Raw genomic sequence first — 23,636 nt, forward strand, 5'->3', positions numbered from 1 at the left:
GAGCATAGAAATGCAAGACACAGAGAACAACATCGACCTCGTCCGATCGGCGACTCGTGAGCTCGCGCGTCGCTTTGACAACGATTACTGGCTCGACAAAGACCGCAAGCACGAATACCCCTGGGATTTCATCAATGCCTTCGCAGCGGGTGGATGGTTGGGCGCTATGATTCCCGAGGAGTACGGCGGAATCGGTCTTGGTATGCAGGAGGCTGCCGTGATGATGAACGAGATCACTGCCTCCGGTGCAGGCATGAGTGGCGGCTCCGCGATTCATTTCTTCCTCTTCCCGCCCGTCCCGATCGTGAGATACGGCTCCCAGGAAATGAAGAAGAAGTATCTACCGGCGCTGGCGAGCGGCGAGATGCGCACTGCGTTCGCGCTCACGGAGCCCACCGCAGGTGTAGACACCTCGCGCATCACGACGAAAGCGGAGAAGGTCGACGGCGGCTGGGCAATCAATGGCCAGAAGGTCTTCATCACGAACTCCAAGCACGCTCACCGCGCCGTGCTGCTGGCCCGCACCTCGCCGCGTGACCCGGAAAAACCGCTTGGCGGCATGACGCTCTTCTTCGCCGAGATGGATCCCGCTCACGTGACGATCCGCGAGATCGAGAAACTGGGCCGCGCGGCCGTCGACAGCAACGAGCTGTTCTTCGATAACCTCTTCGTGGCCGACGAGGACGTTATTGGTGAGGTCGGCAAGGGCTTCTATTATATTCTCGATGGTCTTAACCCCGAGCGCATCATCGTGGCGATGGAGGGCGTCGGTATCGGGCGTGCGTCGCTCGAGATCGCGACCGAGTACGCGAAGAACCGCGTGGTGTTCGATCGCCCGATTGGCAAGAACCAAGCGGTCGCGCATCCGCTGGCAGATTCGTGGATCCGCCTCCAGGCCGCGGAGCTAGCGGCGATGCACGCGGCAAAGTTGTTTGATGAGGGCAAGGATTGCGGTCCCGAGGCGGCGGCAGCGAAGTACTTGGGGGCCGAGGCAGGCTTTGAGGCCGCCGACCGCTCATTCTCAACGCTCGGCGGTTACGCCTACGCGAAGGAGTATCACATTGAGCGGCTCTGGCGTGAAGTGCGTCTGCTGCGCAATGCCCCCTTCTCCCAGGAGATGGTGTGCAACTACATATCCCAGAAGGTCCTCGGCATGCCTCGCAGCTACTGATCGGGGGCACGTGACCGGGACCGAGACTGCGCCCGGGATTCGTGCGGATCCTGCCACTCGGTCCCGCACATGTAACGGCCCACCAGCGTTGGTCCTGCTCTGTTCCGGGGCATCGCGGCAAACGGGTCCTACAGATAACGCAGGCATGAAAACTTCTCGCCCCCGATCCAAGGAGAACCAACCGATGAAGCCGTATCGTTCGATGCTGTTCGTGCCCGGCCACAAGGAAGGCTGGGCCGACAAAGCCGTCGCCTCGGGTGCCGATGCCCTGATCCTCGACCTCGAAGACTCAGTGCCGGTCGCAGAGAAGGATCGCACGCGCCCGAGCGTCGCCAAAACTATTGACCGCCTGCATGGGGCAGGAACGCGAGCCGACGTTTGGGTACGCCCGAACCCGCTCGTTAGCGGTATTCAGGGGAAAGACCTCGAGGCCGTGATCCGTCCCGGCCTTGCGGGGCTCTTCCTGCCAAAGGTATTCAACGCCGAGGAGATCGTGCGCATCGACGCGGTGGTCAGCCACATCGAGCAGCGTGAGGGCCTCGAGCCCGGCAGCGTCGGTCTGCTGATCAGCTTTGAAACGGCCGCCTCCATGGCGAACTGTGAGGCCATCGCGGCGGCTAGCCCCCGGGTGGTCAGCCTGCTCGGCGCGACAGGACCCAACGCCGACGTCGGCCGCGAGCTAGGCTTCGAGTTCACCCCCGCGGGCCTCGAGACGCTCTATCTCCGCAGCCGCATAGTCCTGGCCGCCCGGGCCGCAGGAATCCACCACCCCGTCGCCGGCCTCTGGCAAGACATCCACGACCTTGAGGGGGCCCGCCAGTTCACCCTCGACAACAAGCAACTTGGTTACCGAGGCATGATTTGCATTCACCCCTCCCATGTCGCCATAGCAAACGAGATCTTCACACCGTCCGCCGCTCAGGTCGACTTCTACCGACGCATGATCAGCGCCTTCGGCGCGGCGGAAGCGACCGGCGACGCGGCCGTTGATTTCGAGGGCCAGCACATTGACATCGCTCACGTGAAGACCGCCCAGGGAGTGATCGCGCTTGCCGAGGCCATTGGCCTGAATAGCTGATTCCGCTGAGTTTCCGGGATCACCCAGGGCCGCCGTTCGCGAAACGAATAGTCTGACGTTGATTCGGATGCTGACGTAAGGCTGCACAGGGCCTGAGCGTGGTTGTTGAACCAGGCTCAGGCCCTTCCGTGGCCTTGAGAGGCCCGTTCAGTGTTTCGCGCTAGTCTGCCGGTTACCCGTGAAGGTGCTGTGATGGGACCACTCCTCCTGAGTCGACCGGAAGATTCTCGCCGCTATGGTTGTTAGGCAGGCGGGTTATCTTGCGGGACATGACAAGCGGTGCTCCGCCGGCATGCTGGGGTGTGCCAGTCATAATCCGGCACCTGCCTCATTCGGCCGGCGACCAGTGGCCCGGTCAGCGAAGAGCAACGCCTCCCGCCCTCGGGCGCACATCTTAGGACAACGATGTCTATGAGCGCACAAAAACTGCTCTCACAGAATTGGCGCTGAACGGCTCAGTTCCAATCCCGTGAGAGCAGCTCCCAAGTTCCAAACTCCGGCCCGCTCGGCGGTCACGTGTCGGTACGACCCGTCATTGGCCTTGGTGATATCTCGTGGCTTGGTCTACGGCGGCCCGCAACCGCTCAGGATCGACCGCGATATCCACACCGGAACGTTCCACCTGCAGCTTCATGAACGAGCGGGAGTCCAAGTCACCGAATCCGCGACCCACGGCCTCGCTAATCTCCTCGTGGACCAAATTCGCAAGGCGCATTGGAACGCCGAGCTCCTTGCCCATCCGCACCGCGAGCCCGACATCCTTGTGTCCAAGCTTCAGCTGCATCGACGGCGGCTCGTACTGATTCGGCAGGAACTGCTTAACGGCATGATCGAGAGGGCGCGCCTTGCCGACGACACCAAACTGCAGCGCCTCCCACAGATCCAGTGGATCGAGCCCCGCCTTGACTGCGAGGGTAAAGACCTCGGCAATCGACGCAAAAATCATGTTGCCAAGCAGGTTATGGCTGAGCTTCGTCACGGTCCCGGCCCCGATGGCGCCCACATACCTGGGGGCACTCGCGAAACTTTGCAGCACGGATTCGTGCAGCTCGAACGCCTCTTTGTCTCCGCCGGCCCAGAGCACGAGGTTTCCGGAGGCTGCTCCGGCGGGACCTCCGCTGACGGGCGCGTCGAGCATGGAGATACCTCTCCCGGCCAGTTGCTTATGCAGGCGGGTGACCGTTTCGCGCGAGTTTGAGGAGAGGTCGAAGAAGACGGTGCCCTCACGCGCGTTCTCGAGGATACCGCCAACGCCACGCACCGCATCCTCCACCTGAACCGGTCCGGGCAGCGAGGTGAAGATGACGTCACTGCCGGCCGCCAGCTCGCCGATAGATCCGGCCACTGCAACACCCTGGTCTGCGAAGGGAAGCATCGCGGGTTCGAAGACGTCGAAAACAGTCACATCCTGTCCGCTCTGCACGATGTTCGCGGCCATGCCGCCGCCCATCCTGCCGAGGCCGATGAAACCAATTTTCATGCTCAAATCCCCATCTCGTCGAAAACCCTTTTTGCCACTCGGAAGGCCCCAAGACCAGCGGGCATTCCCAGGTAGATCGAGATCTGCAGCAGCAGCTCCTGAATCTCCGTTTTCGTTAGCCCATTGGTGATGCCACCCTTGATGTGGCCTGCGAGTTCCTCGGGCCGATTCGCCGCCGCGAGCATTCCGATGTTCAGGATGCTCCGGCTGCGCCGGTCTATCCCGGGCCTTGTCCACACCGCCCCCCAGCAGTACTCCGTAACGAAGTCCTGCATCGGCTTCGTGAAATCATCCGCCGCGGCGAGGGTAGCCTCGACAAACTCTGCGCCGGCAATTTCCTTGCGTACGGCCAGGCCGGCCTCGTACAGTTCCGCACTCACCGATATCCCCCTTCGCAGTCTTCTAGCGCGTCGCCGAGATCATCAGCACGGCCGCGGTAGTCGGCTCGGTTGTTCGGTTGTTCCAGGAGTGCTTGGTACCGCGCTGCACCAGGGTATCGCCCGGGTACAGGGTAGTCTCCTCCGTCTCCATGACAGCAGTGAGTTCACCGGACAACACGGTGACTATGTCAACGGTGTCGGTCACATGCAGACCCACGATGCCGCCGGCCTCTTCGGGCGGGACCATCCCCTTGAGCGGTCCATGGGAGTCGCCGAAGCCCGCTGATATGTCCCATTCCGAGTCGGGGCGGAATGTCACGATCCGGTACACCACGCCTCCATCGTTCGGCTCGGTGTACACACCGCCCTCCAGACCGTCGTCGTTGTCCACCGGCACAGGCAGCGTGCCGGTGCGCCAGATCTCGCACTTCGTGTTCGCCTCGCTGCTGAACCGGACCGGGGTTTCCTCGTCGGATACGAAGCACGATTTGCCGTACTCGTCGACGCCGGTGATGATTCGCCGCGCCTGCGCGGTCGCGTAGTCCTTCTTCATTTCTGATTCTGCCGTTTCTCAGGTTGGGGACGAGACGGAACGCCGGCCCTGCTGGGGCATCCGCCGCCTGTGGGATTCGGTGGCATTCTGTTCGATTCTCGACAGGCTTTCTACCCGGCCGTTTCGCCGTCTTGTGGCACGACCCGCGTCTTTGCCCAGCGGTCAATGACAAGCGCTGCGGTGTCAACCTGTGCCTCTGCACCGTTCTCCGCGATGCACAGTTGATAGAGTTCTCGCGCGATGCCGCCGAAGAGGCTCGGTACGCCGCTCACGCGGGCGAGGTCGGTGGCGAGTCGTACGTCCTTGTGCGCGAGACCCAGGGTGAAGCCAGGGCTTAGGTTCCCCAGCATTACGCGTGGCCCGAAGCTCTTTTCCAGGTAGGCATTGCGTCCCCCGCTTGCCATCAGGATCTCATGTGCGGTGCGGGAGTTGACGCCATTCTTGTCCGCCAGGGCGAGCGCTTCGAGCGACAGCAGTCGCTGCGCATGGGACAGCAGGTTGTTGACGAGCTTGATGACCTGCCCGTTGCCTACGCCGCCCGCGTGGAAGATGTTCGGGCTGATGTCGGCGAGAATCGGTTGCACGGTCTCGAACTGCCCGGGGTCGGCGCCGACCATAATAGCGATGGTGCCTGCCTGAGCCGCGGTGATCCCTCCGCTGACCGGGGCGTCAATCATCTGCACGTCCTGCTGGCGCAGCCGCTGGGCCATGGCCCTGGTAGCAATCGGATCCCCTGTCGTCTGGTCGATCACGATTGTGCCGGGCCGGAGCACCTCCGCGATGCCGCCCTCGCCGAACAGCACTGTGTGGACGTGATCGGAGGTCGGCAGGCACAGGAGTACAACCTCGCAGCCTGCTGCGAGTTCTGCCGCCTCGCGCGCCGGTTGGGCTCCCAAGGCCACAAGTCTCTCAGTCACTGCGGGATCGCGGTCGAACACGATAAGCTCCCGGGACAGCTGCAGCCGGGATGCCAGCGCTCCCCCCATGTTCCCGAGGCCAATGTATCCCAAGTTCATTTGCTCAGCTCTCATTTTGCACTTCTCCTTCGTTCTTTCCGTTTCTCCGCATGCGGAGCCCCTCATCGGCCGTTCTTATTGCTCATCGGAGCCGGTCGAACACTTCTCGTGGGAGGCCGTAGGACTTGACTTCGACGTAGGCGTCAAAGCCCTCCATGCCAGACTCCCGGCCGATCCCGCTGCGTTTGAAACCGCCGATCGGGGCTGCGAACCCACCAGGCGAACCGTTGACTTCGACCGTTCCGGTTCGAATGCGTCGGGCTACACCGAGCGCGCGTTCCGGCTCGCCGGCGAACACCGAACCGCTGAGTCCGTAGTCGGAGTTGTTTGCGATCGCCACGGCCTCCTCCTCCGTGTCGAAGGCGTGCACGGTGAGCACCGGTCCGAAGATTTCCTCCTGAGCGATCCTCGAGTTGGGGTCGACATCGGTAAAGACCGTTGGCGAAATATAGAAGCCGCGATCGAGGCCGGACGGACGGTCGCCTCCTATCAGCAGGGTCGCTCCGGAATTCTTACCCTCGGCGATGTACCTCTCGACTCGCTCGCGCTGGTTCCGGTTCGCGAGCGGACCGATCTCTGTCGCTGCGTCGAATGGATCGCCGACCGGCATCGACTCGATCATCTGGACCAGCCGCTCGTTGAGTTCCGCAAGTCGGGGTCGAGCGACAACAATCCTGGTCTTGTTGCTACACACCTGACCGCTGTTGCGCAGTGAGACTGCGCGGATCGCGGCGATGGCCGCATCGAAATCTGCGTCCTCAAGCAGGAGTGCAGCGGACTTTCCGCCGAGTTCCAGGGTGCAGCGGCGGATCTCCTCGCCGCAGATTGCAGCGATCCGGCGGCCGGCCGCCGTGGATCCGGTGAAGGAGACCTTGTCAATACCCGGGTGACGCACGAGGTACTCACTTACCTCGCGCTGTGCCGGAACCACGCTCAGCACCCCTTCAGGGAGGCCCGCTCGTTGCAGTTGATCTGCAAGGAGGTAGGCGTCGAGGGGTGTCTCGGGAGTTGGTTTGAGCACGACGGTGCAGCCGGCGATAAGGGCAGGGACCACCTTGAGGATTGAGGTGAGTAGCGGAGCGTTCCACGGAATGATGGCTGCTACGACACCGACTGGCTCACGAGTGACCAATGCGTTGCCCGTGTCGGACGTGCGGGTGTCGACCCAAGGGTATCGCTGCGCGGACTCAATGAAGGTGTCTGTCATCAGCCGCGGCAGTGTTGCCTGGTAGGAACGCGACAACGTGATCGGGCACCCCATCTCGGCCGTCACGAGCTTCGCAATATCCTCGACGCGCTCCTCGATCCCCGCGCTGAACCTACGTACTACGGCGAGCCGCTCTTCCAAGCTCAGCCGCGGCCACGGTCCGTGGTCAAAGGCCTCCCGTGCCCGGGTGATCGCGGCATCGATATCTGCCTCGACCGCTTCCGGCACCGATGCGATGATGTCCTCCGAGGACGGGGAAATGACCTGGATCCTACGATCCGATGACGGCCGCACCCACCTTCCTCCGATGAACAGTCGGTCGTATTCACCCTGCCAGAGGTCCTGTGGAATGCTCATGTGTAGATCCCTACGTCGTTGTGGCGATCCGCGGAGTGGCCGTCCAGGGCGCTGGCCCGCACAGGGGCCGCGCGGCTTTCCGAGCTCCTTCGGAGTGTGTAAAACCTTGCGATATGAGTCATACTAGAATATATAATATTGTGATTGCAACTACCCTGTATAGCGCTTCGGAGGTTCACCGAGCGCCGGGGGTCAGGGCAAAAACACATCATGGAGGCAATGGAGTCATGCAACACAGGCCACTGGAGGGTATCCGCGTCATGGAGATTGGCGCCTACATCTCCCTGCCCACAACCACTTCCCTCCTCACATCCCTCGGAGCAGAGGTCGTCAAAATCGAGCGCCCCTTTGCGGGTGAGGACTTTCGAAGGCACCAGAACGACCAGAGCCCGTACTTCCGGCAATATAACAGCGGTAAGCGGAGCCTGGCGGTCGATTTAAAATCCCCGGAGGGCGTTGCGCTGGTGAAGTCGCTCGTTCCCCGCTTCGACGTGGTGCTCGAGAACATGCGTCCGGGCAAGCTCAAGGCGATGGGTCTCGGAGTGGAGGCATGCCGTCAACTGCGCCCCGACATCATCTACGGCTCGATGACCGGATTCGGCGAGACCGGTCCATTGGCGAACCGGCCGGCCTACGACACGATCGGTCACGCTTTCGGGGGCCTCTATTCAGTTTGGGGCGATGAGGGCAACCCCCGGCTCGCTGGCGGTCTCAGTGCGGATCTCATCACCGGCATCGTTGGGGTGGCCGGCGTGCTTGCGGCCATCATCGCGCGCCTACGCACGGGTGAGGGTCAGCGCGTCGAGACGTCCATCATGGAGGCAATCAGTACGCTCACAGCCGACAGTATCGCGCAGACTTTCGAACTCGGGAAGAGCCCTACTCGTACAAGCCGTCATCCGCAGGCACAGAATTTTTGCGTCCCCACCTCGGACGGCAAATTCATCGCCCTGCACCTCTCCTCATCCCAGAAATTCTGGCGGGCGATGTGCCGTGCGATCGGCCGTGCCGATCTCGCCGAGGATTCCCGTTTTGCAGAGTACCGTGACCGGGAGGCGAACTACTTCGACCTGGCCCCCATTGTGGAGAAACAATTCGCGACGCAGCCGTTCGCGCACTGGGAGCGGGAACTGATCAACGAGGACGTGCCGTTCGGCCCGGTGCTCTCCATCGCCGAGTACATCGAGAACGAACAGGTGACACACCTCGGTATGTTCGATCACCAGCCCGACGGGCTCCCACTACTGCGCGCACCATGGCAGTTCAACGGCGAGCGTCCCAAACGCAGCCCGCGCACCCCGAAAGTCGGGTCCGACACGCGCGCGGTCGCCGGCGAGGTACTCTCCAGCGAAGAGGTGGAGGCTTTGATCTTCGCTGGCGTACTTTCGGCCGATGACTCCGAAAGTGCTCCAGACCGACCCACCCAAATCGACAACGAGGAGTGACGAGGATGTCCACCATTATCGAACAGTTGGCGGAATTCGCCACTGGAACCACCGCGGAATCAATGCCTGACGAAGTGGCGCACGCTTCCAAGCGAGTGCTGCTGGATTCGCTCGGCTGCGCTGTCGCCTCGGTCGGTGAGGCCGGTGCCGAGCGCGGTATCGCCTACGCCCAGATCCTTGGTGGGGACACCGGCCCGGCGACCATCCTCGGCACCGGAAAGACCACCTCGGTGCCGGGCGCCGCCTTCGCAAACGGCGAGCTCATCAATGCCCTCGACCAGGATTCTGTGCTGCCTCCGGGACATGTCTCCCCCTACGTACTACCCGGCGTCGTTGCAACAGCCGAGGCGCAGGGGGCAGACGGGGCTACCCTACTTGCCGCTGTGGCCGTTGCGCATGAGATGTCGTTCCGCATCGGAAAAGCCCACGACTACCTGCGCGACATCAAGGACGGAGTAGTCACAATCCCGAAGGTCACCGGCTACAGCAGTACGCTGTTTGGCGCAACTGCCGCTATCGGAATGGTCAAGGGTTTCGACGCCGAGATGATGGCCGACGCGCTGGGCATCATGGGATCTACGATGCCGACGAACACGCAGGGCGCCTGGATCATGCACGCTCCCCCTACGACCATCAAGTACCAGCTCGCGGGCGGCTCGGCACTCGCTTCCGTCACCGCGGCGAATCTGGCCGAGTTGGGACACACCGGCGACCGGTTGATACTGGATGACCGCGAGTACGGCTTCCCTCGCTTCATCGGAACGATGCGGTGGGAGCCCGCATCAATCACTACGGACCTCGGCTCCGACTGGCGCTTCCCCCGGTATGTCTCAATCAAGCCCTACCCGCACTGCAGAGTGATGCACGCCCTTTTCGACGGCCTCATCGACATCGTGGATTCAAACGATATCCGTCCGGAGGAGATCGAATCGATCCAAGCCTGGGGCGAGAGCTTCGTCATACAGCCGGCGTGGACGAACACCGTGATCCGAAATGTGCGTGACGCCCAATTCGGCATGACGCACGGTCTTGCGATGGCCGCACACCGCCTTGCACCCGGCATTGAGTGGCAGCAGCCGGAGGCGGTTCAGAATCCCTCTGTGCTGGCGCTGATGGACCGAACTACCTTCAATCCCCACCCTGAGCACGCCGCCGCCCTGGCGAACGACCCTGCGGCGCGGCTGTCACGCGTCGAAGTCCGCGCCCGCGGTCAGGTGTTTGTACAGGATCGCAACTTCCCGAAAGGCAGCCCATCCGCCGATCCGGCAAGCTACATGACCGACGAGGAGCTGATTAACAAGTTCCTGCATAACGTAGAGCATGTTGTGACCAACGATCGTGCCGGTGCAGTCGTGGACTCGGTCTTCAACCTTGAAAAGCTCGATGACTTTAGCGAGGTCGTCCGCCTCCTGCGGGCATAGGCGCTTATGCGACCAAAATTAGGGAAATTATTCCCCGCATCGTGAAGAGCTATCTGACCGGGGCAAAGTTTTTCCTAAAGCCGCCTAATGTAGAAAATATTTTTAATGGCGGTGGATGGCGGCCTTTTTCAGGCCGGTCAGCGACGCTAGCCAGGATTCTAGGAGCCGCTTCAATGGTTCTCAGCATCTGCCTGCGTGGACCAGCTATCTGGCTTGCCGGTACATGCAAACGACCACGTTGTTGACGGCTCGGGCCGAAGTCCTGCACGGGCGTCGTTTGAGCTCTTCCGTTGTGCACGAATGACGATCTGCCGGCACCGAGCCCAGAGCTCAAGGCCGACGATCAGAATCATTTGTACCGCGGGAAGGCGTCACCATGGTCTTCGCCTGCTTCGAGTGTCGACATCGCCAGGCGAAAGCACCCCTGGCAGCGTCTGTTCGACCTCGTTGGCGGCAGGCAGCCATCGAGCTTCGAAACCGTTGCCTGTGCGTGTGACATGGCCAGTGCGGTCGTGGCGGGGCCCGAGGTGCGGAATTCATCAATACGGAGGCGCCGGTGTCGGTTCAGCGACTGCCGGCTGGGAATGGTGTGGGGATCGCAACCGCGGCACGCGCCGTCATTGACAGGTTGTCCGCAGGCGATGCTGGTGTCTATGACCATCAGGGCGGATCGGCTTGGCTCCGGTGACAGCGATTGCTCAGCCTCAGGCCAGCGCAACTGTCGGCAGGGCGGCCGTACTCGCGATAGACGCGATAGAAGCGAATAGCCGTTGATGGGGACCGCTATCCAAGAAAAACATGACCTTTGCGATATCAGGGGGTACTTATGCAGAAGATCTGACCCTATACCCCGGGCACATTGGGCATCATCGGCCGCGCGGGACGCGGCGAAAGCTCAAAGGGCTCTGGCGGCTCGACGGGGTCACTTCCCTGCGGAGCGCAATGCAACATCCGTCCTTCCGTCCAAGGATGTGACGCTAACAAGCGAAGGGCGGTACCCATGGAAACCGGGAGTATGAGCGGTGTGACGATGTACGTCACGGACCAATGGCAGTCTTTGATTGGCGAGATCGTCGAAATCTGGCGCCACGGATCCCTGTATCGCACGGGGCTAGTTGATGACGCGATGCCAGACGCGTCGGGCATCTGGGTAGCGCCCGACGGTGTTCTACAACGGGAGTTCATAGACGCCGCATCCGGGTGCGAGGTCAGGACTAGGCTGTACCCGCGCTCCGGGTATGCCCAGGAGACAGCTCCTTAGTTCACCAGGGATTCAGCTGAAGCAGTCGAGCGAGCTCACGGCAGCGTGAGCGGCGACTATGCCCGTAGCGAGTCCTATGCGCGATGAGTAAAAATCCATTGACCCGGGAGTTTTTATATATTATATTCAATGTGATCAGCGTTACATGGTGTAGATCACCGCTGCCGCCGGCGCACAACTCATTCCGGAGAATGTCCGTCGGCGCGACCGCTGCATGGGGCTCGATTTGAGAGTGGCATGAGCGCGCGATTGCTTATTTTTCAAAGAAGACGGCAGCTTTACGAGCCGTTTCCGTTTCGGAAGGAAGTTCAATGATGAGCCCCGCTAAACTGCCCAGCCCCGACATGACCGACGACAACGCCGCGGCAAACTGAAAGGTTCACGATCATGTCAATTAAGAGTCTCGGAATCTCCGCTCTCGAAGGAGGCCCGCGGATGGGCCTCAGCCAGTACTTGGTGGTCTTCCTGTGCATGCTCCTAAACATGATGGATGGCTTTGATCTCTTCATAGTGGGTTTCGCCCTGCCGCATCTACCTAACGGGTTTGCTTCCGCCAGCGAGAAGGGCTTCATCATCAGCGCCGCACTGTTCGGTATGGGCATAGGTGCGATGTTCCTAGCCAGATTGGCAGACCGCGTCGGACGCCGAATAACCGTCCTCGGCGGTCTCCTCGCAAACCTGATCGGACTCGTCGTCTCCGCCCTGGCGGTCAACGCAGCAATCCTGATGACTGGTCGGTTCCTAACTGGTCTCGGAGTCGGCGTGGTCAGCGTCGTCATCGTCGTCATCGCTCAGGAGGCGTCCCCCGCCGAACGCCGCAGCATGTCCACTGGAATCGTCATGATCGGCTTCCCCCTAGGAAGCACGGTGGGCGCATTTGCCAGCGCAGCGGCACTGTCCTTGACCGGCAACGCCTGGCAGTCCTTGTTCTGGGCCGGCGTCATCCTCGCAGTAATCGGACTAGCGGTCGCTTACTTCACAGTTCCGGAGTCCGCCGCTTTCCTCGCTCGGGCTGCACGGGCCGTCCCTGGTGGCGAGACAGGAACGGAATCGGCGAAGGCTCCAGAAGAGCGTCCGACAGCGGAAGAGACCAGGCCCGCCTTGTTCGGTAGATCCCTTTGGGCCACCACTCTCCTGCTGGCAATTGGGTACGGCATGCTGTCGGCGGCCTACTATTTTGTAGGAACGTGGACACCACAGCTCATCACCAATCTCACCGGGGACCAGGCAGCCGGTGCGATCGCAGGTATAAGCGTGAGCGTGGGAACGCTCGTCGGTGCGGTCCTATTCGCCCTCGTCAGCCTGCGCTTCAAGGCAGTGGGCCTAACGACGGCGTTTCTGTGCATCGGCATCCTCGCGATCATCGGATTCGCCCTCTTGATGCCGAGCCCCATCGCTAACATCTTCGGTGGTCTTTTGGGCCTGACGGTCTTCGCGTCGATGGCGGGATACACGGCGATGGTCCCAACGCAGTATCCGGTGCTGGCGCGGGCCAAAGGGTACGGCATGATGTTGGGCATCGGGCGCGTAGGTGCGATCATTGCTCCCCTGCTCGTCGGCTTTGCAGTGAGCGTCATCGACACCCGGGTGATCTACTTCCTGGCTATCATCCCCGTCGGCTTCGCGGTCGCCTTCTCGCTGATCCTCCAGTTAAGGTCACGTAAGACGATCACGGCCTAATCCAGAGTCATCCGGCGCACGTAGAAATCGTCCCGCCGAGTTGATTTCCCACCTCGTTGACCAGCGCTGGCAGGCCCAGTTCGTATAAGCGTCCGACATGACCTCCCGCAATCTGGAGCCCACTCACGCTTCGCCATAGACGCGCGGGCGGGGCAGTCGACCGAATGCAACCGCTAGTGCGATACCGCACGTATCCTGAGGAGGGGGCCTGAGCCCGGTGTAGCACGGGGCTCAGGCCTTTTTCGGCTGGCTCATACCTTGACTAGGCTGAACCTTCAACGACAACTGCTATTCGTGCCAAGGGTCGCCGACGTGATTGCTCCGATCTGAGCTGAGACATCTAGAAAAGACGCTGGGGGCATGCACTTGCCCGTGACCCGCGGCAGGGACCCTAGGGCTGACCTTGCCACGGCCCGTTTAGCAGGGAACCGGCGCAAATAGCTCGGTGTCATCTCGTCCCCAGGACCTCGGAGTAGGTGGGCTGGGAGTAGCCAATCTCATATTCCGGTAGGAGGGCCGCCGGGTAGCCTCGCATTCGCCGACCTTCGGGTTCCCACGCCGCAGACCGCGGTTATGCCGTCGGGTGCTGGCCAGGTACAGTCGGAGTCCACAGAAATGGGGGAGCGGGAAGCTGCCCGACAAAACCCGCGCCCAGCGAGTTTCAAGCTTCCAAATTGATACCTAGACGTGCCGCATGGGAGCGGGTGGGGTCGACAAAAACGGAGGTTCCCGTGTCAGGACGGTGTGTCCGGCCCAGTGCTGTGTGGGATACGGGGGCCAACGGACCAGCCGTGCGGACCCTTTGTTGTGCCGGACATACGGGAAGTGCCTGCGCAGATGCGCCCATGATGCGGATCAACCGGGACTCCGAGGTCGAACCGTGCAGCAGCTGCCGGGTCACGACCAGGCACAGGAGTTCGGCATCATCGAGCCGGACTTTTCGGCTTGGCCGGCCAGACCGGGTGTAGCTCAGCTTCGACGGGACGCAGTCGGCGAGGGAGATGCAGAGTGTGGCCAGGGGAGGCCTGGATAAGGAAGTCGTAATGTGGAATGTTGCAGAATAGACCCTTACGCCTAGAGGCCGGGGTCTGTTAGTTGCTGGAGAATCCGCTTAGCCTTTGGTGTCAACCATGAACTCAACAGGCCGAAACATCACGGCAGCATCGCGTCACGCTAGCCTCGGCTCGCGCCAACTTGCCAGGGCGGCGGAATGGCGAGGTGCATGATGCGTCGCTGTAGGCACGGCACAGTCTCAAAGGTCCTCGTTCATCTCGACCATCGCCCAGTGCACAGACGGTCTCGCCGCTGCGTGGAGGCCGGCTACGAGCCCGCCGCCGACGTCACGGCATTCCTTGTAGGTGACGAGCCGTATACCTCGTCGCTCACCAGCTCGAGCCAAGTGTTGGAGTTCGCCGCGTCATCACAGAGCTCAATCATGGCCAGGTGTTCCATGAAGCTGTCGGGGGTCGCGCCGTGCCAGTGCTCCTCCCCCGGCGGCGTGTACACGGTCTGCCCGGCGTGCACCTCGATGACTTCCCCTCCACGGGATTGCATCAAGGCAACACCGGCAAGGACATGGAGGAACTGTCCACGGGAGTGTGAGTGCCACGCCGTGCGGGATTTTGGGGCGAAGCGTACGCGTCCGACCACCATGCGGTGATCGTCCTCCACGGGCTCCACGATGAGCTCGGACCAGACTTCACCGGTCATTCGGGTCGGCGCAGTCTTAGTCACTGCAGCGGGGGGAAGAATATGCATTGTGTCCTCTCCGATATTGGGTCTAACAGGGGGCGGAGCATCACGCCGTGGATGAGTCAGTCGGTCGACTGCAGCGGTACCTGGGTGTTTCGGGCCCGGTCCATGTCCGGCCGTTGGGGCAACCCTCTTACTCTCCCGAGGCGAGTTGCCGGCCTTCGAAGTATTCGGCAAGCTTCTCACCGGAGTTGCGGATATGCTGCGCCATGGCCTCCCGGGCCGCCTTGGTGTCCCGGGCAACGATGGCGTTGATAACCTCCGAGTGGTCATGGGCCGTCGTTTCAGGCCACCCCGGGATTTGGGTATAGAACGCTCGCGGCACGTAACGCGCAAAGTTTCCGAGTGCCCAGCGCAGGCGCTCTGAGCCGGACATGCGGTAAACGAGCTTATGGAACTCGTGGTTCTTGCTCTCAAGCATCTCATAATCGCCGCGGTCTGCCGCGTCCATGAGTTCGCGGTGGATGGCGAGCAGTGTGTCGGTCTGGGAATCGTTGGCGCGCACGGCGGCTCGGGCGGTGAGCTCGCCAGCAATGAGTGCATGCGCTTCGAAGAGGTCCCTGATGTCATCGGCCACCAGCGGAACGACGACGAAGCCTCTGCGCGGAAGAAGTTCGAGAAACCCCTCGACCCGGAGCGCTTGGAGGGCTTCCCGTACCGGCGTGGCGGATACCTCCAGAGCCTCCCCCACAGCATCGGCACGCACTGAAGATCCGGGGGCCATTTCACCGGCCATAATCGCTTGCCTCAAGTACGAGGCGACCTCATCGCTGAGCTGGGCACGCCTATTCGTAACTGCCATCCGTACTCCCTGCCGGGGCAGCCCAAACAGGGCGCCCTTCATCCGTGTCTGTATCCAACATTTAATAGTATGCCCGGTCCTGCAATACTGACCCACCCGCCCCTGCGCGTGCCGAAGCGGGCGGCCTGAGTGAAGGTCCAAGTCCGGCACGGCTGCTGTATTGACCTGACCTCGCCCTATTTTCGGATTTATTATATTATATAGTAGTTCTCGCCTCGATGTGTTTGCTCGTCGCGAAAGCCCATCCATCCTCCACCGAAGGAGCCGTGAGGTATTAATGCACCGTCTAATTGAAGAAGAAGCCCTCCTGATCGAGACTGTTCGGGCGTTCATCGACCGCGACGTAAAACCGACTGTGCGTGAGGTAGAGCACGCCAACGAGTACCCGGAGAAGTGGATCGAGCAGATGAAGGAGATCGGTATCTACGGTCTCGCCGTTCCCGAAGAGTACGGCGGCATGCCAGTGTCGATGCCTTGCTACGCCAATGTCACCGAGGAGCTCTCGCGCGGCTGGATGTCGCTGGCGGGTGCCATGGGCGGTCACACAGTCGTCGCAAAACTCCTTGCTCAGTACGGCACTGAAGAGCAGAAACAGAAGTACCTCCCCCGCATGGCCACCGGAGAGCTCCGCGCCACAATGGCTCTCACCGAGCCGGGGGGCGGATCCGACTTGCAGGCGATGACTACCCTCGCCAAGCCCCAGGGCGAGGATCTGGTGATCAACGGATCGAAGACCTGGATCTCGAACGCGCGCAAGTCTGGCCTGTTCGCACTGCTATGCAAGACTGATCCCGAAGCGCGGCCACGCCACAAGGGCATCTCGATCGTGCTCGTTGAGCAGGGCCCCGGCCTTGAAGTATCGCGTGACCTTCCGAAGCTGGGCTACAAAGGCGTCGAAAGCTGCGAGGTGCGATTCACGGATCTTCACGTCCCGAAGAGCCAAATCCTCGGCGCAGAACCCGGCAAGGGCTTTGCCCAGATGATGCGAGGACTCGAAACCGGCCGCATCCAGGTCGCCTCCAGGGCCCTCGGTGTCGGCGCCGCGGCATTGGAAGCGGCGCTTCAATACGCACAGGAGCGCGAAAGCTTCGGCAAGCCGATTTGGAAGCATCAGGCCATCGGCCATTACCTCGCCGACATGGCAACGAAACTCACCGCAGCACGGCAGCTGACCCGTCTCGCTGCCGAGAAGTTTGATAGCGGTGAGCGCTGTGACATGGAGGCCGGAATGGCCAAGCTCTACGCCTCGGAAGTCGCGATGGAGATCGCGCTGAACGCAGTTCGTATCCACGGCGGCTACGGGTACTCGACCGAGTATGACGTCGAGCGCTACTTCCGCGACGCGCCGCTCATGATCGTGGGCGAGGGTACGAACGAAATCCAGCGCAATGTCATCGCGTCGCAGCTCGTTCAGCGGGGAGGAATCTGAGCATGACTGTGCGCATGGTCGCCGGAACCGAGGGGCTCGAGGCAGCTGTCGGCGAGGAACTGGGTGTCAGCGACTGGGTCATCGTGGATCAAGACATGATCGACGGTTTCGGCGAAATAACCGGCGACGAACAGTGGATCCATGTGGATCCAGTCCGTGCCGCCCAAGGACCGTTCGGCACCACCATCGCGCACGGCTTCCTTGTGCTGTCGCTCATCCCGTCACTCGCGAACCAGGTGTACGACGTGCTGGGATTCTCCGCGCGCGTCAATTACGGCCTGGAGAAGGCTCGCTTCCCCCAGCCCCTGCGCTCAGGGGAGAAAGTCCGGGATCACGTCACCATCGTGGGCGTAGAGCGCACCGCCACCGGCACTCGTGTCACCTTCTCACATCAGATTGAGTCGGATCGGGGCGGGCGGCCGGTGTGCGTCGCGCAGACCGTAATCCTCTTCACCGAGTAGTCACCGCGTCGGCTTAACAAAACTTTCAGAAAGGAGTCTTCGCATGGACGCCGAAGATTTCAAGGACGTACTTTCCGCAGTGCGCGATTTCGTTCGCACACAGGTTATCCCGCTCGAGGAGCAGATCGACAACGAGGACCGCATCCCCGACGAACTCATCAAGGCTTCGCGCGAGATGGGCCTGTTCGGCTGGGCGATCCCGGAGGAGTACGGCGGGATCGGCCTCGACGCGGTCCAAGATGTACAGCTCGCGATGGAATTGGGATACACCACCCCCGCGTTCCGTTCTCTGTTCGGCACAAACAACGGGATCGCTGGGCAAGTGCTCGTGAACTACGGCACTGATGAGCAAAAGCTAAGCTGGCTCCCCCGTCTCGCCTCGGGCGAGGTGATCGCCTCGTTCGCACTCACAGAGGCGGACGCCGGCTCCGACCCGAGCGGTATGCGCGCGACCGCGATCAAGGAGGGCAATAGCTACCGGATCAACGGGTCGAAACGCTTCATAACCAACGCTCAACTCGCACAGGTGCTCGTGGTATTCGCGCGCACGGATCCGAGCGCGGCGGGCAGCACGAAGGGGATCTCGGCATTCCTCGTCGACACAGATGCCCCCGGCGTCACCATCGGCCCCCACGACAAGAAGATGGGGCAGGAAGGTGCCTGGACGAGCGAGATCTACTTCGATGACGTCGTTGTGGGCGAGGAACGTCTCGTCGGCGGCCAGGAAGAGGTGGGATTCCATGCGGCAATGGCGTCGCTGGCGAAGGGCCGTCTCCACATATCCGCAGTCTGTGTCGGCCAGGCCCAGCGCATCCTCGACGAATCGATTTCCCACGCGGCGACCGCAACCCAGGGGGGCAAGGCCATCGGCACTTTCCAGCTCATCCAAGGGATGATCGGGGAGTCATATGCAGAGTTGCGCGCCGCGAAGGCCCTCGCGCTCGATGCCGCCCGCGATTTTCAGGATGGAACGGACCGCAAACTCGGGCCCTCCGCTTCGAAGCTCTATGCGAGCGAGATGCTCGGCCGCGTAGCTGACCGCGGCGTGCAGATCCACGGCGGCCTAGGTTATATGCGCGCGGTCCCTGTCGAACGGTTCTACCGCGCCGCCCGCCTGTTCCGCATCTACGAGGGCACGAGCGAGGTACAGAAGGTCGTCATGGCGCGCCATCTGTTGAAGTCTGCCGGAATGTAGAGCCACGCTAGCGGCGAGAAAGCGCCGGTTACCGGATGCTGCCGTCACTTTGAGAGCAACACGCCGAATCATCCATCCGCACACAGCGAAGCGCATGATCTGGCCGGCCGAGACGATCGAGCCTAACCTTGATGGCGAAACGCCAACGCAGCACGGCAGTGGACCAGCACTCCTACGGGGTATTGCGCCCGCTGCCGTGCGCATGATCGCCCCTGCCCCGCTCCTCGTGCCTCCATCCCCCGGCGAGCAGGGGGAACGCTGCGTGGCTTCCAAGGAGTTTCGGCGATCGAGAATCTGAATTTGCCGAGCTGCCCAGGAGCTCCTGGGAAATGATTCATGCCGACGTCAAAAGGGCGGGAGTTTCCCGGCGGCTCCGTGCCCCCGTCCTCGGACGGCTAACTGCGGAGTGAACTCGCGGGCTCAAAACGGTGCCGAAAACCACACCAGACCAGGGGTCTGCGCTTCGTGCACAACGCCGTCGATGCCGTCACTTCCGCACCTGTGTTCGAGATCCTGCGGATGACACCAATGGACAAGCGACCGCTGTCATAAGCAACGGCGTCGCCGTTCACAATGAAGGGAATTAGGTTCCATGCGGGTGGTGGCTGACGGAGGCTCCCTCTACCGGGCCCGGGACTTCGCCCGTTCTGGCAGACGCCGGCAATAGCGACATACGCACCTGTCCCCAGTGGCCAACGGCAAAGGCCCGTTGCCGCCGAGCACCGGTTTGATAGATTCCGATTCCTTGGCGGTAGGACGCTATGCGTTCCTTCCCACTGGGAACTCGTTGCGGATTCGCTCAGTGTCCTCGCCGAGCTCGGGCACCCGCTCATCCGAGAACGAGTCCCAGCTCCCTCCGACGAACGGCGCTTTGAGCGCTGGCACAGATCCGCCTTGTACCGAGGCCTGATGCCATCGGCCTCGGTCACGCAGCTGGGGATGCTTGGAGAGCTCGATGGTGTTGTTTAGCCTAGCGTTGCCCAGCTGCGCGGCATCCGCCTTCGCCTGCAGCTCGGCCAGCGTGTGCCGTGAGGTCCACGCGGCGATGTGCGCGTCGAGCGCTTCGCGGTGTTGGATGCGAACCTCATTCGTCGCAAAGCGCGTGTCCGTCGCGAACTCGGGATCCGCCATCATGTTGTCACCCGTGAGCTTCAGCCATTCCCGGTTGGATGTCGCGCCAAGCACGATTGTCTGTCCGTCTCCCGTGGGGTAGGCCCCGTAGGGTGCCAGCATGGGCGTGCCCATGGGAACTGGATCCGGCTGTACTCCGGTGTGGATCACCTGGTTGAGCGCAAAGCCGCTCATTTCGGAGGCGACGTCGAACATCGCGAGCGGAATGTAGGCTCCCTTTCCTGTTCGCGTCCTCGAGAAGAGGGCGGTCGCGATCGCTGAGAATGCGTAGAGCGCGGTGCCGATGTCGACTGTCGGCACACCGGGTTTGACCGGAAACCCGGGCGCCCCCGTAAGTGAGCACACGCCGCTCTCGGCTTGGACCAGCAAGTCGTATGCGCGGCGATGCGACAGCGGGCCGCCGGCACCGAAACCTGAGATATCCACGATGATGAGCTGTGGTAGCCGCTGGTGCAACTCCTGGGGATCGAAGCCAAGACGGGCGAGCGCCCCTGGCGCCATGTTTGTGACAAACACGTCGGCCCCTGCGAGCAGCGTCTCGAAGACGCCTCGGTCGGCGTCTTCCTTGAGGTTCAGCCGTGCAGACTCCTTCCCGCGATTCAGCCACACGAAGTGGGCCGACATGCCGTTAACGCACTGATCATAGCTGCGCGTTGAGTCGCCACCGGCAAACTCCACTTTGATCACGCGCGCGCCGAGCTCCGCGAGATGCCTTGTGGCCAACGGACCGGAAATGGCCTGCTCGATCGAGACGACGGTCACGCCCGACAGCGGGCCGGTCGAGGCCTGGGAGTCACCCTCCATGGTTGTGCCGCCGGTCATGAGAACTTCGGGTTCCGCTTCTCGCGATGCGAGGCGACGCCCTCGCGCACGTCGGGTCCGCCGAACCCAAAGAACTCGTAACCGAGCGAGGCCTCGAAGATCGGGAAGGATTGGCGGTACCAATGGTTGAGTGAGTGCTTCGTCGCCGAGAGCGCGGGTTTCGACCCCGCGGCGAGCTTCTCGGCGACCTCACGCGCAGTCTGTTGCACGAGTTCGTCATCAACGACACGGGACACCATGCCGATGCGCTCGGCTTCCTCACCGCGAAGCACCTCGTTTGTAAGGAGATAATATTTTGCCTTTGCCATCGAGGTCAGAAGGGGCCAGGCGACAGCTGCGTGGTCACCTGCCGCGACGCCGAGACGCACATGCCCGTCGATAATCTTGGCATTCCGGCCAGCGATTGTGATGTCGGCAAGCGCGGCGGTCACGAGGCCGGCACCAGCGGCCGGGCCATTGATGGCAGCGATTACCGGCACGGGACACTCGATGAGATTACGTACGAGTTCACGGGCTTCACGGTAAACGCGGGCACGTACATCAAAATCCGCGATCATGTCCTCGACGACGTCGAAGCTTCCACCCGCGGAGTAAGCGCGCTCCCCTTCCCCTCGGATGATGACGACGCGGACGCGCTCGTCCTTCCCGATGTCCTGCCAGATCTCGACAAGTTCACGGTGTGCGTCATGGCCAATTGCATGCAGGCCCGGACCGATGAGGTAGATGGTAATGATTCCCAGCTCATCGGGGCCCTCGATCTGAAGGGCGGAATACTGCTCATATCCAGACACGTGACTCCCTTGTTCGCAACCAATTGTATCTACTATATAATATTAGATAACACCGAAGGCGGGACACAAAGGAGTCAGTCCATGAGCCAAGCTATCGACTTGCGCGAAGACTACAGCGCATGGGTCTCGCGCAGTGAAACCCAAACGGACACCGCGTCGCGGTTCGCCGCGACCGGTCTGGCCGCTGTGCTCGATCACCGAATCGGCCCGGACCTGGATGTTGGTTTTCGTCTCTTCCCGTTGGCGCATTGGCTGCAGTTCCCGCCAACCGCCACGATGAGTGAACTCGGCGCTGACGGCCACCCCAAGCTGGGAGGTTTCATGCCGCCGCTGCCGTTGCCGCGCAGAATGTGGGCAGGCAGCAAGATCGCTTTCCACTCACCCATCCTGGTCGGCCAGCAACTCAGTCGCACGACCACCATCGAATCCATCACCCCGAAACACGGATCAAGCGGACGACTCTGCTTTGTCGGTCTGCGCCATGACGTGAGCGCAGACGGCATCTCCGCGCTGACCGAGCATCAGACCATCGTTTACCGGGAAGCTGCCGAAGCGGATCCCGCCGCCCCGTCACCGCGGCGTCCGCCCCGTGCTGATACCCCCGCGCCTGAGGGCTGGGACTGGTCACGGGTCAAACGTGTGGACGAGGTGACACTGTTCCGTTACTCGGCTCTGACGTTCAACTCGCACCGCATCCACTACGACCTGCCCTATGCCACGGAGATCGAAGGGTACCCCGGTCTTGTCGTGCACGGCCCCCTCTCCGCCACCTTGATGATGGACTCTTTCCTGACGGAGCACCCCGGCTCTCGACTCACCAAATTTGAATTCTCGACGCGTTCTCCGGTGTTCGTAAACGAGCACGTTCATATCGTCGGACGCGCCGCCGCGGATGGCACCGAGGAACTCGCCGTCATAGCCTCTGGCGGGCAGGCAGCCGTCACTGCACGCATCAGCTTCCGCTGATCCCCACTCACTTTCCAGACCTTTACGAAAAGAGACACGAGATGTCCAGAGCCGCCATTATTGCCCCCGTACGCACCGGAGTCGGTGCCTTCGGGAAGTCCCTTCTGCCTGTCAGCGTCGAGCAACTCGGCGCGGCTGTTGTAAGGGCGGTGATCGAGCGTTCGGGCATCGATCCCCAGCTTATCGAAGATGTCGTGTTCGCGCAGTCGTACGCGTCGAGCGAGACGCCGTGCGTGGGCCGCTGGGTCGCACTCCAGGCCGGGCTACCGATTCACACCGCCGGTCTGCAGCTGGACCGCCGCTGCGGCGGGGGGCTACAGGCGATCGCCACCGCCGCCATGATGGTGCAAACCGGTGCCGCCGACGTCGTCATCGCCGGGGGCGTCGAGAGCATGAGCAACATCGAGTACTACTCCACGAACATGCGGTGGGGAGCCCGCACGGGCAACACGACCTTCTACGACCGCCTGGATCGCGGCCGTGAGCGCTCCCAGCCGGAGGAACGCTTCGGCTACATCTCCGGGATGATCGAGACCGCAGAGAACGTGGCCTATCGCTATGGAATCACACGGGAGGAAGCCGACGCATTCGCTGTGCGCAGCCACCACAACGCCGCGGCCGCGTGGGAACGGGGAGCCTTCGACAATGAGGTCGTCCCCGTCAGCGTGCCCCAGCGCAAGGGCGACCCCATCCTCTTTGCGCGGGACGAGGGCATTCGCCCCGATACCAGCATGGAAACCCTCTCCAACCTGCGTCCGCTGATGAAGGACGGGATCACGACCGCGGGCAACGCCAGCCAACAAAACGACGCGGCCTCCGCGTGCCTCATCGTTTCAGAGGACAAACTCGACGAGTACGGCGTCGAACCAATCGCGTTCCTCGAGGGCTGGGCCGCCGTAGGATGCGAACCGGCGGAGATGGGACTCGGCCCGGTACCGGCCGTCGAGAAGCTCTTCAAACGCGCGGGCCGCGGCTGGAGCGACATCGACCTCGTGGAACTCAACGAGGCCTTCGCCGCCCAGGCGCTTGGCGTATTGCGCGGCTGGGGATGGGAGGACCTGGACAGGCTCAACGTCAACGGCTCGGGGATCTCACTCGGACACCCGGTCGGCGCGACGGGCGTGCGCATCATGACCACGCTGTTGCATGAGCTCCATCGCCGCGGGGGCGGACGCGGACTTGAGACCATGTGCATCGGAGGCGGCCAGGGCATGGCGGCGCTCTTCGAGGTGGTGTGA

At 62.1% G+C, this 23,636-nt stretch carries 19 protein-coding genes; 10 read left to right on the forward strand and 9 right to left on the reverse strand.

Translation table 11 applies throughout. From position 1 onward, the window contains the following. The first annotated feature begins 10 nt into the window (after positions 1-10). A complete protein-coding gene (locus tag KNN17_RS13565) occupies positions 11-1,171 on the forward strand; it encodes an acyl-CoA dehydrogenase family protein (RefSeq protein ID WP_241709563.1) in 1,161 nt (386 codons plus the stop codon). A gap of 184 nt (positions 1,172-1,355) precedes the next feature. After that, positions 1,356-2,249, forward strand: coding sequence for an HpcH/HpaI aldolase/citrate lyase family protein (locus tag KNN17_RS13570; RefSeq protein WP_241709564.1), 894 nt, complete (start codon positions 1,356-1,358; stop codon positions 2,247-2,249). Between the two features lie 532 nt (positions 2,250-2,781). On the opposite strand, the gene KNN17_RS13575 is transcribed toward KNN17_RS13570, so the two are convergent. From KNN17_RS13575 to KNN17_RS13595, 5 genes are all read right to left on the reverse strand, one after another. Continuing rightward, positions 2,782-3,729: an NAD(P)-dependent oxidoreductase gene (locus tag KNN17_RS13575; RefSeq protein WP_241709565.1), complete on the reverse strand. Its 948-nt coding sequence runs from the start codon at positions 3,727-3,729 to the stop codon at positions 2,782-2,784. A 2-nt stretch (positions 3,730-3,731) separates the two neighbouring features. Further along, the gene (locus tag KNN17_RS13580; protein ID WP_241709566.1) at positions 3,732-4,109 is read right to left on the reverse strand and encodes a carboxymuconolactone decarboxylase family protein; all 378 of its coding nucleotides are present in this window, start codon (positions 4,107-4,109) and stop codon (positions 3,732-3,734) included. Between the two features lie 22 nt (positions 4,110-4,131). Further along, on the reverse strand, positions 4,132-4,662 hold the full coding sequence (locus tag KNN17_RS13585; RefSeq protein ID WP_241709567.1) for a cupin domain-containing protein: 531 nt from the start codon (positions 4,660-4,662) through the stop codon (positions 4,132-4,134). Between the two features lie 110 nt (positions 4,663-4,772). Continuing rightward, complete coding sequence (locus KNN17_RS13590; protein WP_274619722.1) at positions 4,773-5,744, reverse strand: NAD(P)-dependent oxidoreductase; 972 nt, start codon at positions 5,742-5,744, stop codon at positions 4,773-4,775. 16 nt (positions 5,745-5,760) lie between these two features. After that, positions 5,761-7,242: an aldehyde dehydrogenase gene (locus KNN17_RS13595; protein ID WP_241709569.1), complete on the reverse strand. Its 1,482-nt coding sequence runs from the start codon at positions 7,240-7,242 to the stop codon at positions 5,761-5,763. Positions 7,243-7,469: 227 nt separating this feature from the next. On the opposite strand from KNN17_RS13595, the gene KNN17_RS13600 reads away from it, so the two are divergent. From KNN17_RS13600 to KNN17_RS13610, 3 genes are all read left to right on the forward strand, one after another. Continuing rightward, entirely contained in the window at positions 7,470-8,687 is a 1,218-nt protein-coding gene (locus KNN17_RS13600) for a CaiB/BaiF CoA transferase family protein (protein WP_274619723.1), read from the forward strand. Positions 8,688-8,692: 5 nt separating this feature from the next. Beyond that, positions 8,693-10,108, forward strand: coding sequence for an MmgE/PrpD family protein (locus KNN17_RS13605; RefSeq protein ID WP_241709571.1), 1,416 nt, complete (start codon positions 8,693-8,695; stop codon positions 10,106-10,108). A 1,648-nt stretch (positions 10,109-11,756) separates the two neighbouring features. After that, on the forward strand, positions 11,757-13,049 hold the full coding sequence (locus KNN17_RS13610) for an MFS transporter (RefSeq protein WP_241709572.1): 1,293 nt from the start codon (positions 11,757-11,759) through the stop codon (positions 13,047-13,049). Positions 13,050-14,369: 1,320 nt separating this feature from the next. Here the strand turns inward: KNN17_RS13610 and KNN17_RS13615 are convergent. Together KNN17_RS13615 and KNN17_RS13620 are read right to left on the reverse strand one after the other, a co-directional pair. Further along, complete coding sequence (locus tag KNN17_RS13615) at positions 14,370-14,759, reverse strand: cupin domain-containing protein (protein ID WP_241709573.1); 390 nt, start codon at positions 14,757-14,759, stop codon at positions 14,370-14,372. Between the two features lie 175 nt (positions 14,760-14,934). After that, on the reverse strand, positions 14,935-15,603 hold the full coding sequence (locus KNN17_RS13620; RefSeq protein ID WP_241709574.1) for a GntR family transcriptional regulator: 669 nt from the start codon (positions 15,601-15,603) through the stop codon (positions 14,935-14,937). A 277-nt stretch (positions 15,604-15,880) separates the two neighbouring features. On the opposite strand from KNN17_RS13620, the gene KNN17_RS13625 reads away from it, so the two are divergent. From KNN17_RS13625 to KNN17_RS13635, 3 genes are read left to right on the forward strand one after another with little or no spacing between them, the layout of a single operon-like run. Further along, on the forward strand, positions 15,881-17,032 hold the full coding sequence (locus KNN17_RS13625) for an acyl-CoA dehydrogenase family protein (protein WP_241709575.1): 1,152 nt from the start codon (positions 15,881-15,883) through the stop codon (positions 17,030-17,032). A 2-nt stretch (positions 17,033-17,034) separates the two neighbouring features. Continuing rightward, on the forward strand, positions 17,035-17,493 hold the full coding sequence (locus tag KNN17_RS13630; protein WP_241709576.1) for a MaoC family dehydratase: 459 nt from the start codon (positions 17,035-17,037) through the stop codon (positions 17,491-17,493). A gap of 43 nt (positions 17,494-17,536) precedes the next feature. After that, positions 17,537-18,688: an acyl-CoA dehydrogenase family protein gene (locus KNN17_RS13635; protein ID WP_241709577.1), complete on the forward strand. Its 1,152-nt coding sequence runs from the start codon at positions 17,537-17,539 to the stop codon at positions 18,686-18,688. Positions 18,689-19,447: 759 nt separating this feature from the next. On the opposite strand, the gene KNN17_RS13640 is transcribed toward KNN17_RS13635, so the two are convergent. Both KNN17_RS13640 and KNN17_RS13645 read right to left on the reverse strand, forming a co-directional pair. Next, complete coding sequence (locus KNN17_RS13640; protein ID WP_241709578.1) at positions 19,448-20,641, reverse strand: CaiB/BaiF CoA transferase family protein; 1,194 nt, start codon at positions 20,639-20,641, stop codon at positions 19,448-19,450. Further along, positions 20,638-21,432, reverse strand: a complete 795-nt coding sequence (locus KNN17_RS13645) for an enoyl-CoA hydratase/isomerase family protein (protein ID WP_241709579.1) — start codon at positions 21,430-21,432, stop codon at positions 20,638-20,640. Before KNN17_RS13645 ends, KNN17_RS13640 begins: the two co-directional genes overlap by 4 nt. Before the next feature lie 81 nt (positions 21,433-21,513). Between KNN17_RS13645 and KNN17_RS13650 the strand changes: the two genes are divergently transcribed. Together KNN17_RS13650 and KNN17_RS13655 are read left to right on the forward strand one after the other, a co-directional pair. Next, entirely contained in the window at positions 21,514-22,398 is an 885-nt protein-coding gene (locus KNN17_RS13650) for an FAS1-like dehydratase domain-containing protein (RefSeq protein WP_241709580.1), read from the forward strand. Between the two features lie 41 nt (positions 22,399-22,439). Next, complete coding sequence (locus KNN17_RS13655; RefSeq protein WP_241709581.1) at positions 22,440-23,636, forward strand: acetyl-CoA C-acetyltransferase; 1,197 nt, start codon at positions 22,440-22,442, stop codon at positions 23,634-23,636.

The organism is Arthrobacter bambusae, assembly GCF_022606295.1.
Classification (GTDB): Bacteria; Actinomycetota; Actinomycetes; order Actinomycetales; family Micrococcaceae; genus Arthrobacter; species Arthrobacter bambusae_A.